This window comes from uncultured Paraglaciecola sp. (genome assembly GCF_937123705.1).
Lineage (GTDB): Bacteria > Pseudomonadota > Gammaproteobacteria > Enterobacterales > Alteromonadaceae > Paraglaciecola.
On record NZ_CAKZKO010000055.1, the window covers coordinates 91,726 to 105,146 of the forward strand.

13 protein-coding genes are annotated in these 13,421 nt (G+C 43.0%); all 13 read left to right on the forward strand.

Translation table 11 applies throughout. From position 1 onward, the window contains the following. Window positions 1-6 precede the first annotated feature (6 nt). The 13 genes from Q0688_RS09210 (at window position 7) to Q0688_RS09270 (ending at window position 13,374) form a co-directional block, all read left to right on the forward strand. Window positions 7-678: an alpha/beta hydrolase-fold protein gene (locus tag Q0688_RS09210; protein WP_299075054.1), complete on the forward strand. Its 672-nt coding sequence runs from the start codon at window positions 7-9 to the stop codon at window positions 676-678. A gap of 49 nt (window positions 679-727) precedes the next feature. Beyond that, the gene (locus Q0688_RS09215) at window positions 728-1,315 is read left to right on the forward strand and encodes a sigma-70 family RNA polymerase sigma factor (RefSeq protein WP_299075055.1); all 588 of its coding nucleotides are present in this window, start codon (window positions 728-730) and stop codon (window positions 1,313-1,315) included. After that, window positions 1,312-1,689, forward strand: a complete 378-nt coding sequence (locus Q0688_RS09220; RefSeq protein WP_299075056.1) for a DUF4880 domain-containing protein — start codon at window positions 1,312-1,314, stop codon at window positions 1,687-1,689. The genes Q0688_RS09215 and Q0688_RS09220 overlap by 4 nt, the downstream gene beginning before the upstream one ends. A 67-nt stretch (window positions 1,690-1,756) precedes the next feature. After that, on the forward strand, window positions 1,757-4,819 hold the full coding sequence (locus tag Q0688_RS09225) for a TonB-dependent receptor (protein WP_299075057.1): 3,063 nt from the start codon (window positions 1,757-1,759) through the stop codon (window positions 4,817-4,819). A 71-nt stretch (window positions 4,820-4,890) separates the two neighbouring features. Then, window positions 4,891-6,372: a DASS family sodium-coupled anion symporter gene (locus Q0688_RS09230; RefSeq protein ID WP_299075058.1), complete on the forward strand. Its 1,482-nt coding sequence runs from the start codon at window positions 4,891-4,893 to the stop codon at window positions 6,370-6,372. Beyond that, window positions 6,372-7,235, forward strand: coding sequence for a hypothetical protein (locus Q0688_RS09235; RefSeq protein WP_299075059.1), 864 nt, complete (start codon window positions 6,372-6,374; stop codon window positions 7,233-7,235). The genes Q0688_RS09230 and Q0688_RS09235 overlap by 1 nt, the downstream gene beginning before the upstream one ends. A gap of 178 nt (window positions 7,236-7,413) precedes the next feature. Next, entirely contained in the window at window positions 7,414-7,806 is a 393-nt protein-coding gene (locus Q0688_RS09240; RefSeq protein WP_299075060.1) for a DUF2914 domain-containing protein, read from the forward strand. A gap of 122 nt (window positions 7,807-7,928) precedes the next feature. Then, on the forward strand, window positions 7,929-8,705 hold the full coding sequence (locus Q0688_RS09245; RefSeq protein WP_299075061.1) for a hypothetical protein: 777 nt from the start codon (window positions 7,929-7,931) through the stop codon (window positions 8,703-8,705). 113 nt (window positions 8,706-8,818) lie between these two features. Beyond that, entirely contained in the window at window positions 8,819-9,184 is a 366-nt protein-coding gene (locus Q0688_RS09250; protein ID WP_299075062.1) for a GNAT family N-acetyltransferase, read from the forward strand. A gap of 56 nt (window positions 9,185-9,240) precedes the next feature. Beyond that, a complete protein-coding gene (gene hemC, locus Q0688_RS09255) occupies window positions 9,241-10,170 on the forward strand; it encodes a hydroxymethylbilane synthase (protein ID WP_299075063.1) in 930 nt (309 codons plus the stop codon). A gap of 4 nt (window positions 10,171-10,174) precedes the next feature. Continuing rightward, complete coding sequence (locus Q0688_RS09260; protein ID WP_299075064.1) at window positions 10,175-10,930, forward strand: uroporphyrinogen-III synthase; 756 nt, start codon at window positions 10,175-10,177, stop codon at window positions 10,928-10,930. Further along, window positions 10,931-12,193, forward strand: coding sequence for a uroporphyrinogen-III C-methyltransferase (locus Q0688_RS09265; RefSeq protein WP_299075065.1), 1,263 nt, complete (start codon window positions 10,931-10,933; stop codon window positions 12,191-12,193). A 2-nt stretch (window positions 12,194-12,195) separates the two neighbouring features. Then, window positions 12,196-13,374 (forward strand): heme biosynthesis HemY N-terminal domain-containing protein, encoded by a 1,179-nt coding sequence (locus Q0688_RS09270; protein WP_299075067.1) that lies wholly within the window; start codon window positions 12,196-12,198, stop codon window positions 13,372-13,374. Window positions 13,375-13,421: the final 47 nt, after the last annotated feature.

A 13,421-nucleotide genomic window follows, 5' to 3' on the forward strand; every position in this document is an offset into this window, starting at 1 on the left:
TATCCAATGAGTTCATCAGCGCTACCCTATGTTGAAGTTAACCCAAAAAGTAACATTAAAGCCACGGTCATTTGGCTGCATGGGTTAGGAGACTCCGGCAACGGATTTGCGCCTATAGTGCCTGAATTAAAGCTACCCGAAGAATTGGGGATTCGATTTGTGTTCCCCCATGCGCCTATACGCCCAGTGACAATTAATAATGGCATGACAATGCGCGCTTGGTACGATATCACTAGCCTAGATTTTAACCACAGAGCCGACAGCCAGGGTGTCAATGAATCTTCAACTTTCGTCAAAGCGCTCATTGAGCAGGAAGTCGCCAACGGTGTGCCTGCTAATAAAATCGTTCTTGCTGGGTTTTCACAAGGTGGCGTCATAGCGTTAAATTTGGGCACGCGTTTAGAGCATTCTTTAGCGGGAATTATGTCAATGTCTAGCTACATGAGTGAACCGGAAAAACTCGGTGAAGCTGCCCATGATGCCAATAAACACACACCTATTTTTATTGCTCATGGTACTCATGATGACGTGGTGCCAATTTTTATGGGTAATGCTGCATTTAAAGTGTTAGAGAGTAATAGTTACCAAGTAACTTGGCATGAATACCCTATGCAGCATAATGTGTGTAATCAACAGTTAAACGATATTTCAGCTTGGTTACAGGATAAATTAAGCTAGTTGTTCCGAATTCAGTTCAGGGTAATTTTTAGCTATAGGGCAATCTATTATGCAGGAAGACGGTTTTCTAAGTATCGAAAATGCCTTAAAGAAGTTTATTGCCCAAACTAAGGCACAGCAGTTGGCTGTGTTGGTAAAGATGGTCGGTTTGGCAGAAGCCGAGGAAATCTTGCAAGAAGCCTACCTGAAAATTTATTTATTGGTAAATAAAAATCCTGATAAGTCGCACCCGTTAGCGCAATTTATGGCTTTGCAACCTTTGCTATATTCTATGGTTAAAAACTTAGCCATAACCAGTCTTAGACATCACAAAGTCGTTAAGCTGCATTGCCAAAAAAGCGGTGACTTAATGGCCGAGAATGGGTCTGCAATGACGCAAAGCTCAGAGTTTGAACTGATGAAGAAGGATCAAGAAGCGTTATTACTGAGTGCGATCAATCATCTCCCGCCTGTATGTCGACAGGTTTTTGTGCAACGAAAAATACATGCAAAAAGCCACAGTGAAATCGCTGCTATACTGGGTATTTCAACCAAAACAGTTGAAAGCCATTTGGCGAAAGGACTGATTTTATGCAGGAATTTTGTGAACAAAGCGAATCAAAACGATGCCAAGATATTGTCAGGTAAAGCTGTATGAATATTGAAGAATGGTCAGGCCATGAAGTGTCTGAGCTTGTGCTTGAGCAGGCTGCAAATTGGTTGGCGAAACTCGATTCAAATGACTTGCCTGAAAGCCAACACATCGCTTTTTATGTATGGCTACAAGCCGAACCTGCACATCAACATGCCTATATGGAGCTGTCGGAGTTATGGGCAAAAAGCGCCTGTATAAAAGGCATGGAGCATATGTTAGAAAAATCCAAAGTAGTGCCTTTTCCAGTGCAATTGCCTAGGGTTGTTTCTCGGCCTGATATGCCGCAATCGTTAGCTAGCCCCGCGTGGGCTTATTCTTTAACTATCGGGCTTATTTTTGTAGGCTTAAGCCTACCTATTATTCAGCATTTTGTTTAACAAATATTCTTGTACCATTTATTTTTGTAAACGGCAGTAGGGGTTTTTTGTTTATCGCGCGTTTACAATGAAAGAAAAACAATTCACGCACCGAGGTAAACATATGACACCCATAGCTAAGCAAAATAAGAACCATCGATTTACCCCCACCCTACTATCAATTACTTTAGCTTCCATTTTTTCCATGTCTTCTTTTGCTCAAGACGCTGCTACTGAGAATGCCGACGAGAAAGAAGTCGAAAAAATTCAAGTTGTAGGGACGCAAATTCGCGGTGGGCAAATGAGTGAGGCGTTGGCAGTTTCTGTCATCAGTGCTCAGGATATTGCTGAATTGGGTGTGGATTCAGGTGACCAACTGTTGGACTTAATCCCAGAAAATGGTCAAAACTTTTTAAGTGAAGCGGAGAATATTAGTGGTGGCGTGAATTCAGCGCGAGGTGATATTGGAGCCTTTAACTTACGCAACTTGGGTACAGGCAATACCTTAGTGCTGCTTAATGGCAGGCGATTGGTAAATGCGGCGTCTTACCAGACTGAAGAAGTGGGAGGCAGTTTTGTCCCTGTTAATTCGGTTAACTCCAATACCATCCCAGTGGCGGGATTGGAAAGGGTCGAAGTGCTTAGAGATGGTGCCTCCGCTATTTATGGGGCTGATGCGGTGGCCGGTGTGGTCAATCACGTATTAAAAACCGATTTTGAAGGTTTTAATGTACGGATTAAACGCGGTGAATATCAACACCTTCCTGCGGCAAACAATACTATTACCTTTGAAATGGGTAAAAACTTTAACGATGGCAGAACCAATGTTAGTGCCTTTTTCAATTTTTACGACAGAGACAGGGTCAGCTCTTTAGATGATGAACGTTGGGCAAATTCAGATTTTCGTGGCCGTTTACCTGAAGGTTCCCCTTGGGCCGATGAGACAGATTTTAGAAATGACACGGCCAACGCCTTATTTGGCAAATTTGACATCATCCCCGGCAATGAAGGTGATCTAGACAACAATAACCTGGTGGACTCGGGCGGTGAATTTCATGTTTACCCTCTTAGCGATCCACGCTGCTCCCAAGGTTATCAGTTAAATGAGTACACTTGCGGCATAAAAGATGACCCAGGAGCTGGTAACGGTTTTTATCGCCTTAACTACAATTCACATAATGGGATTGGGCGTGACTTGCGCTCGGACTTGCAGCGCAACAACTTATTTGTGTTTATGAATCATGAGTTTGAAAATGGGGTGGAATCCTTTACTGAGTTTTCCTATTATCAGTCAAAAACCTCTATGGTGCGTCATGCTTCTGCGGCACTGGGTTCATCGGAGCTGGTAGTAGGGGCTGAAAATTATTACAACCCCTTTGGTGCTTTAGGTTCAGTGAATCGATTACCCGCAGAACTGACCGGCGATTTTCCTGAAGCAGGCTTTGATATCGTATTAGATAACTACCGCTTTGCTGAATTTCCACGCATAGTCGACAACGACGGCGATTCCTATCGATTCCTACAAGGCTTTCGAGGTGATTGGGGCGATTGGTACTGGGATACCGCCTTGTTACATTCAGAGGCAGAAAAGACCGACATCACGCGCAATAGAGTATCCAATACCTTGATGCAAGAGGCCTTGAACGATCCTACTCCAGATGCGTACAACGCCTTTAGCGGCGGTATTGGCTCCAATATCGAGCGGGCGCTTATTGATGTGACTCGAGTCAGCAAGACCGAAATCACCTTATTTGACTTTAAAGCGTCCAATACCGATTTATTTGAATTGCCCGGCGGCACTGCCGCTCTATTACTAGGTTTTGAATGGCGTGATGAATCCTTTGTCGATGACAGGGACCCTCGATTGGATGGCACTATTGTGTTTACCGATAAAGAAGGGGATACCTACCCCTTTGTGTCCGATGTGGTCAACTCCAGTCCTACGCCAGACAACGCCGGCGATCGTCAAGTCACTTCTTTGTTTACCGAGTTACAACTGCCAGTTTTGGATAACCTAGATGTGCAACTGGCAATACGTTATGAAGATTTTTCCGATGTGGGCAATACCACAGTAGGAAAAGTCGCTTTTGGTTATCGCCCCGCAGAGTGGGCGCTTGTTCGAGGCTCTTGGTCCGAGGCGTTCAGAGCACCTAATCTCGTCACCGTTAACGAAGATATAGTAGCAAGAAACAATACCCGAACTGACTGGACCTGCGTCTATGCAGCTGAAAATGGCGGTGATCCAGATCAGGATACTATTGATTGTGTTAATTCTACGCAGCGTATTGCCGAAGGCAGTGAGTTCCTTAAGCCAGAGGAATCGGAAAACACTTCATTTGGACTGGTGCTCACGCCCACAGATGATCTGACTATCACAGTGGATTACTGGTCAATAGACAAAGAAAACACTATTGGTTTGTTTGGTGAAGAAAACCATACCTTGATAGATCTTGTTAGACGTCTGCAAAGCGGTGCCAGCTGTGATGTTAATCCTCAGGTGGTACGTAGTGACATAGAAGCTGGAAGTGACGAAGAGGCCATCTATTTGGCTGCAGGCCTTTGCCCGGCTGGCGACATTGAATTTATTAATGATAAATATGCAAATTTGGATCGCAGAATTGTCAAAGGCCATGATATTGGTGTTTATTATGATTTAGCCACTGATTTGGGTAATTTCAAATTTAAGTTTAACGGATCTTTTCTTGATAAGTTTGAACAAGAAGCCGGCGGCGATGCGGCCATTTTGGTTGAAGCCGCTGAATCCGGACTCATTCCTCCCAGTTTTCCGATTGACGGATTTGCCGATCTCGTAGGACGAGATGGTAATCAAGATACTCGCTACAACTTTAAAATAAACTGGCGTGAAGGAGATTGGAGTGCTTCATTTGGTGGTAACTACATTGGCAGTTTTTACCAAAGCTCGTTAACACTTGATGACGGCACAATGTACATCATTCCGTCTATGACCACCTATAGCGCAACATTATCATACCGTTTCGATCTTATGGATACTCGCACTAGAGTCCGCTTTGGGGTGAGAAACTTAACTGATGAAAGAGCGCCACTGGCTGATCGTTACTTCGGCTATTTCGCCGACGCCCACCGAGATTACGGTAGAAGTTACTATCTAGATCTGAAAGCCTACTTCTAGGCGTATCCACAATGAGACCAGATTGTTTAGTTGCATCTGGTCTCAGTTAAAATTTTCAATAAGGCAGTAAAATGAGTAATAACTTACCAGATATTACCGATCAAGAGCGTGGGCGCTACCAAGACATAGGTCTAGTCATGGGGCCGGCAATCTTTGTTTTGATGATGTTATTCGGCGGCTCGCAAACCACTATGGATCCAGCAGCATGGCGAGTAGCGGCTGTAGGTTTATGGATGGCCATTTGGTGGGCAACCGAAGCGGTACCTGTTCCAGTAACCGCATTTTTACCCATAGTGACCTTCCCGTTTTTAGGGATCAACACCCTAGCCGAAGCCACGGCTTCGTATGCTAATCCCATCATATATTTGTTTTTAGGCGCATTTATACTCGCCTTAGCGGTCGAAAGATGGGATTTGCACAAGCGCATCGCCCTAGGCATTTTGGCTTACACAGGCACCGACGGCAGTCGTTTAATTGGTGGTTTTATGTTGGTTGCGGCACTGTTATCCATGTGGATGACCAATACCTCTACCACTATGATGCTAATGCCTATTGCGCTATCGGTTGCCAGAGTGATTGCAGACAACAATACCCATTTGAGTCATGAACAAACCAAGTCTTTTCAGGTCGCTATGCTACTTGGTTTGGCCTATGCCGCTACCATTGGTGGGTTAGCCACCTTAGTCGGTACACCGCCTAATGCCCTTTTAGCTGCGTTTTTAAATGAAAACTATGATATTAAAATTACCTTTGCTAGTTGGATGCTGGTGGGTGTACCTGTGATGTTAGTAATGTTGCCTTTGGCCTGGTTATCGCTAACCCGTTGGACATTTAAAATAGATATTCCCGCTAATGTAGAAGTAAATAAACATTTGGCAGAATTAAAAGATAGCCTAGGTAAAATGACTTCAGCCGAAAAACGGGTGGCGGTGATTTTTGTATTAGTGGTTATATTCTGGATCATAAGAAGACCGATTTCTAAGATGCTAGAAATAGACTTTTTAAGTGATACAGGCATAGTGATGTCAGCGGCTTTGTTGTTATTTTTATTGCCCAGCGGCGATAAAAAACAACCGCAAATTATGATTTGGCATGACGTTAACCGCTTGCCTTGGGGCGTATTGATATTATTTGGTGGTGGCCTGAGTTTAGCCGCTGCTGTGTCGTCTTCTGGTCTTGCAGCATGGTTAGGTAGTAGCTTAACGCCCCTTGGTGCATTGGGGATTTTTACCTTAGTGATTGCGGCTACCGGTTTAGTGATATTTCTCACTGAACTGACCAGTAACGTTGCCACCGCAGCGACATTCCTACCTGTGGTCGCCGCAGTTGCCTTAGAACTAGGCGTCTCACCTTTGCTATTGTGTATTCCTATCACCTTGGCGGCCAGTTGTGCATTTATGTTACCAGTTGCTACGCCTCCCAATGCCATTGTTTTTGCATCGGGTCTGATTAATATTCCGCAGATGGTTAAAGCCGGTGCGGTTTTAAACTTAACTGGCATGTTATTACTATCAATCGTCTCAATTTGGTTAGCGCCCATGGTGTTTTTGTAATGAATATTTGCAAAAAAATAATCCTTATTCCGTTCGGTTTTTTATTTGGATGGACTTTAGTTGCGAACGCCGCTGTTGATGCAAAACAATCTCTGGCAGATCCAAAACCCACTTTTAGTAATGTTGTGATGCCGATAGTACCCCCTACAACAAAACCAACTAGGTTACTGTTTATCGGTAATAGTTTTAGTTTTTATAACAATGGTATTCATAATCATTTAGGGGGGTTGATCCGCTCTTCGGGTGACTGGAAAATTAAGAAAAATAAACTACGTTTATCAACCTTATCTGGAGGACATATTTATCAACACAGTGCGGACCTAACCTACTTGATAAATAGCCCGTCGGACAATTGGCAAGCTGTGGTTTTACAAGGCCATAGCAATGAGTCGATTCACCCCAAGAAGATGAGTCGATTCATAGGTTCAACGACTCACGCAGTACAACAAATTTTAGCTAAGGGCATGCAACCTATACTGTTTATGACATGGGGCTATAAAGGACAGCCTAAAATGAGCGAAAATATTGCCAATGCCTACACCAAATTGGCGAATAAATTAAAGATACTAGTCGTACCTGTTGGTTTGGCGTTTGCTCAAGCTGAAGAGCAGCTTGGTAACATTGAACTGTTTGTTCCAGATGTACTGGGAATTGACGATACTCAAAGTCTCACTTATCGCAAAGATTGGAAACACCCAAGTGCAGCCGGTACCTATTTGGCAGCCAGTGTTTTTTACTCGGTCTTATATCAACGCTCTCCTGAGGGGCTCATTTATCACGCTACCCTTGATAAAGAAACGGCTTTAGCGCTACAAAAACTTAGCTGGCAGGTAACTCAAAGCTTTTATAGTCAAATTTTGTAATACCAAACCACATAACTAAGTGACCACTCAGAATGCCCCAGCGGATTTTGCGTAAGCGTCTCTATGTAGTTGCTCTGTGAGCGAGTTGATTCAGGTTTCCTATGCCACCCAATTCGCGCTTCTTTTTTCTTCAAAAAAGTGCAAAATAGCTTTTTAAAATCCATTCTTGGGGCGCGTGATGAAAAAGATTGTGTTTATTCTAATGGTGATGATAAGTGGATTTAGCCAGTTTGCTAGTGCACAGGTTGAGCGCAGTCAGCTGACTAGTGCTATTGAAAATCGAGAACCTACCGATAACCTTGAGGGCATAGTAGAGATCCAACAGGATCAAGTTAAATCTGTGTATTTTTTCACCCAAGTTACGGGCTTGACTAATCAACAGATTACCCATAGATGGTTGCATGAAGGTGAAGAAAAAGCGGCAGTGACTTTGAATGTTGGTGGCGATAGCTGGCGCACTTATTCGAGTAAAAGAGTGCCGAGTTACTGGCAAGGTAAATGGCAAGTACAAGTGTGGCAAGGAGATTTAATGTTAATTACTCATCATTTTGAAGTGAGCCTCTCTGAATAACCTTTAGGCATTAGAATAAAAAAAAGAAAAAGGTTAAGATCGCTTAAACTTGCAAAGGTCACATTTTTAGATACAGCTATGGGGATTAATTCAAATCCTTATTCGACAGGGTAGTATTGGTATTGAAAATTAATAACGTCATTTTACGTAGTATTTACTGTTGTATTGTTTGTTGTAGCCTGAGTAAGGCTGCTCAAGCCGATACTTTTGTAATAGGTGTAGAAGACGTAAGTTATTATCCTTATTTCGATTTTTCATCTGGTAATACTAGCTTCTCAAAAGCTCTGTTTGACCAGTTCGCTAAGGACAGTGGACACCAAATAAGCTACCTACCATTACCTATAAAGCAATTTCCTAAATGGTTGCACCAAGAAAATATTGATTTTAAGTTTCCCGACAATGTTAGGTGGCAGGCTCCTAATACTCCTCAAAAACAAAAAGTACATTTTAGTGAAGGTATAGTTGCTTTGACTGCGGGCACTTTGGTTTTAGCTAAAAATCAGCATAAAAATGAAGCGTTTTTTCGCAACATTGGCACTATCACCGGCTTTTACCCTACGCTTTGGATAAACCAAATTGAACAAGGTAAGGTCTCTATCTATGAAGATGCCAGCTCTAAAATATTGGTAAAACATCTCGTTAATGGTTTAGTTGATGGCTTAGATCTTGATCTTGCAGTAGCACACGACGGGTTAAAAAAGTTAGGTATCAACGAGAAACTTGTAATTAATCAAAATGTTGCAACAGAAAATTATTATTACCATCTTTCCACTTTAAGGCATCCCAAAGTCATCAAACAATTTAATCAATGGCTAGTGAAACGCCGAAAGTTTATTGATTCTCTGAAAGCCGAGTTTGGCATATTGGCGGTTGAACCTAGCAAAGTTGCAGTTCTTTAGTAGGAAATTTAATTATCGCCGCTATTATTCGTAATGCCAAATCTGAAGAAGCGCCAATTCTTAGTGATCTAGCATTACGCTCTAAAGGATATTGGGGGTATGACTCAGAATTTTTGGCGAATTGTAAAGCTGAATTAACTTACAGTAAAAGTCAGATTCAATCATCAAATTATTGTTTTATGGTTGCAGTGCAAGACCACAGAATTGCTGGTTTTTGTGCTCTTCACTTTTTACGCCATGCTAAGGTTGAGCTCGAAGCTCTGTTTGTAGATCCAGATTTTATTGGTCAAGGATTGGGTAAGTTTTTACTAAACTTTGCTAAAGCGACAGCAAAAGAGCATGGTGCGATAAGTATGAGGCTGCATAGTGATCCTTATGCAGAGGATTTTTATAGTGCTAACGGTGCAGAAAAAGTGGGAGAAATTAAATCAGGTAGCATTCCTGGACGCTTTTTACCTGTACTCGAAATTAGTCTTTAGCCGAGCTGCTGCGACTCTGGTAATATCTATAGTCTATATTTTGTTTTGGAAACTTCATGTCTACACGCATTATCCGTATCGCCACGCGCAAGAGTGCCTTAGCCTTATGGCAAGCCGAATACGTTAAAGCGGCGTTACTTAACGCCCACCCTCATATACAAGTAGAATTAGTGCCTATGAGCACTCAAGGTGACAAAATTCTCGATACGCCTTTAGCAAAAATTGGCGGTAAGGGTTTGTTTATCAAAGAGCTAGAAGTGGCCATGGCCGAGAACCGCGCTGATATTGCGGTGCATTCTATGAAAGATGTGCCTGTCGCTTTTCCTGATGGCTTTGGGTTACATGCTATTTGTGAGCGTGAAAATCCTTTTGATGCCTTTGTGTCTAATCATTTCAAATCTATCGAAGAGTTACCGCAAAACGCTGTGGTAGGCACATCCAGCTTGAGGCGTCAGTGTCAAATACGCAAAGCCAGACCCGACTTAGTGATCAAAGATTTGCGTGGTAATGTCAATACTCGTTTGGCTAAGTTAGATGCTGGCGACTACGATGCCATTATACTTGCTGCAGCAGGGTTAATTCGTTTGGGTATGCAACAGCGGATCCAAACCGAGATCCCAGCAGAATTATCGCTACCAGCAGTCGGACAGGGCGCTGTGGGTATTGAGTGTCGCAATGACGATACCGATTTAATCAATTTGTTAGCGCCACTTAATCATCTCGAAACTGCCACTAGAGTGACGGCAGAGCGAGCAATGAATGCTAAGCTAAATGGCGGTTGCCAAGTGCCTATTGGTAGTTTTGCAGAGTTAAATGGTCAGCAGCTGACTTTACGGGGTTTGGTAGGCTCAGTTGACGGAAAAGTCATGTTGCATGCCGCGCATTCAGATAAGGTAGAAAATGCCGTACAACTAGGTGAACAGGTTGCTGATGCATTGCTTGCTCAAGGGGCACAGCAGATCCTTAGCGCGTTGCAAAACAGTTAATCTCGTGACATTTTTACTGCTTAGGCCGCAATCCAAATGCCAAAAGAGCGCAGCAGCCTTTAAACAGGCAGGATTGCCTGTAGTGGCTTGCGGTTTGATTGATACCGTTGTGGATGATGACGCTATTGGTCAACTCACATCAAAAATAGCCAAGTTGCATAGCTCTATAGCCAAAAGTCACTACGTTATTGTGACCAGTACAGTTGCAGCCAAACAATGTGTCTTGATGAAAAATCAATGGCCGCAAAATGTGTGCTTTTTTGCCGTAGGTAACAGTACCGCAGATATATTAATAGATGCGGGAGTTAATGTGATTGTGCCACAGCAGCCCAGAACCGAGGGATTATTGGCCCTTACAATGCTGAAGCAAGTTAAACAGCAAAGTATTGTCATTATGAAAGGGTACGGGGGCAGGGAGTTATTAAGAGATAGCTTAGTATCTCGAGGCGCACATGTGGCAGAGTGGGAGGTGTATAAACGAGTTAGAGTAGCGCACCCGGTGTCTACACAAGACTGGCAAGCGAAGCAAATTCGTTGCATTATTGCCACTAGTGGTGAGGTTATTCAGGCCGCCTTTGATTATTTTGATACAAGCTGGCTTAAAACGCTAAACTGGATAGTAGTGAGTGAGCGGACCGCCGAAATCGCATCTAAGCAAGGGGCGACGCAAATAGAGATTAGCCGTGATGCCAGTGATCTGGCCCTTATTCAATGCGCGCAGCAATGGCTTAGCGGCGCAAGACATTCTTCGGAGCAATAAATGGCAGATAATCAGGACAAATTAACCCCATCAGATGAAAAAAAGCTGGAGGAGTTGGAAAAACAAATAGCTAAAGATAAAGCTCAAAAGCCAGTGGCAAAGCCAAAACAGACCGCTGAGTCTGAGGACAAAGGTATCAAGAAGCAGCCGGTAAAACCTAGCGCCACAGCGGCGAACAAGTCCAGTAATAAAAGTACAGGATTTACCTCATCTAATAAGCCAGCTCCTGATCCCAACACTAAAACCGGGCTGCTATGGTTTTTCACTATTATTAATTGTTTGGTTTTAGGGGCTCTTATTGCAGCGGGTTATTGGGCTTGGTTGCAATGGCAAACCCAAAACCAAAAGCATGCTGAAGCGATAGCTGCCCAACAAATCAACATTGATCGGCAAAAAAACAATGTTGATTTATCAATAGCGTCTAATCAACTAACAAAAAATAATCTAGAAGCACAAAACCAAGCGCTACAAACCAGCCTGCAAAACTTGAATGCACAAGTGCAAGCTAACCAACAAAATTTAGCCGATGTGTCGGGGCGAAGGCCCGCTGACTGGTTACTCGCTGAAGCAGATTATTTAGTGCGTATGGCAGGTCGTAAGTTGTGGTTAGAGCATGACGTAAAAACGGCTATTATGATGTTGCAATCAGCCGATAGTCGAATTGAAGATTTAGGCGATCCAAGTTTACTGCCAATTCGCAGTAGTGTGGCAGATGACATCCAAGCATTACAACAAGTTAATCAAGTGTCTATTAGCTCTATTGCGTTATCTTTAGGGGCGATGTTTAAGCAGGTCGATACCTTACCGCTGGCCTTTTATAAAAAACCACCAGCCCCAGAAAAAGATGAAGGGGTGACAGGCTCTATAGACGACTGGCGCTCAAATTTGGCCCGTAATTGGCAAAACTTCACTAAGAATTTCTTTAGTGTTTCCAGAGTGACCACCGAAATACAACCTTTTATGTCACAGCAACAACAGTGGTTGTCTAAACAACAACTCAAATTTGCCTTGCAGCAAGCCCAAGCCTCAGTGTTGCAAGAAAATGCAACCCTGTACCAACAGTCATTGCAATCCGCCTTGGCTTTGTTAATTGAGTATTTTGATACGAATAATGACAGAGTGATCCAATTCACCGCAAGCTTAGGAAATTTACAACAAACGAATTTTGAACGGGCTTATCCTCAGCAGCTTAATGCCGCTCCGTTACTACAAGATGTCATCGAACAACGCTTAGATGCTCGTTTTGTAAATGGGAATCACTAGTTATGAGCCAGGTAATTAGAATTTTTGTAGTCTTAGTTATCTTGTTAATTACTGTAGTCGTTGCGGCCATGGTGTTTGATAACAGTGGTTACGTGCTGGTGGAATTTAATGGCTGGGTAGTTGAGATGAATGTCTGGTCACTTAGCTTATCCTTAATCGCTATTTTTGTTGGCTTAATGTTTTTCAATTTAGGCGTAAAAGCTACTTTAGCCGCAGCTTCGGGCTCAAAGAACTGGATTGGTAATTGGGGTAACCGTAAGAAACAAAAAGCTTTTACCGCAGGGTTAATTGCCTTGGCTGAAACCCAGTATCTAGTAGCCAGAGATCACTTCAAAAAAATTGAGAATGAAGACTTCGATGGGATTAATCTGTTAGCCGCTGCTGAAGCAGAATTGCACCTAGGTCAACCGCAACAAGCCAGAGGTTATTGGCGTATGGCAACAACCTACGACAAAGCAGCACTGGCCGCAAATTTGTGCTTAATTAGGGATGCCCTACAGCAGCATCAAGCAAGTGAAGCCCTAGTGTTGATTCAAGCATTAAGCGAAAAGCAACAAGGACAAGCTCCCGTAGTGAAACTCTGGGCCCAAGCGCTAGGTCAAGCAGGTAAATGGCAAGAGCTAAAGGATAAATTAAAAGGTTGGAAAAAAGTATTAGGTGATGATTATGCCGCCATAATGCAGCAAGCCTCAAAGGGCAGTTTTTCTGAAATTGCCAGTAAAGAAGGCGCCACCCAGCTGAAACAAAATTGGCAAACCTTGCCAAGATCTACACGTAAAGATCCCGCGCAACAAGCTGCTTATATTCAGCAGCTTATTGAGCAAGGTATGCATGCCGATGCCGAGCATGCGTTAGTAGAATATCAGTCGTCAGCCCCTCATCCCCTGCTTGTACCTTTGTTTAAGCAAATTAAACTGCCCAACCCAGCTGCCGCAATCAAAAAGCTCGAGACGTGGTTGAAGAAAGACGACTTAAATGTGGAACTGTTATCCGCTTTGGGTCATATTGCGAACAATGCTAACGATAAAGTATTAGCTGAGAAAGCGCTGAGTAAAGCGATCAAACTTGGTAATCGCCAGGAAGACTTAAGGTTAATGGCAAGTATCAAAGAATCTCAAGACGATCAAAGTCAGGCATTACAATTGTATAAAAAAAGTATAGAAAAATATGCTAGTTCATAACTATTGTATTACACTGCTTGGTGCTAGGAAATCAACGAATTAGCTAG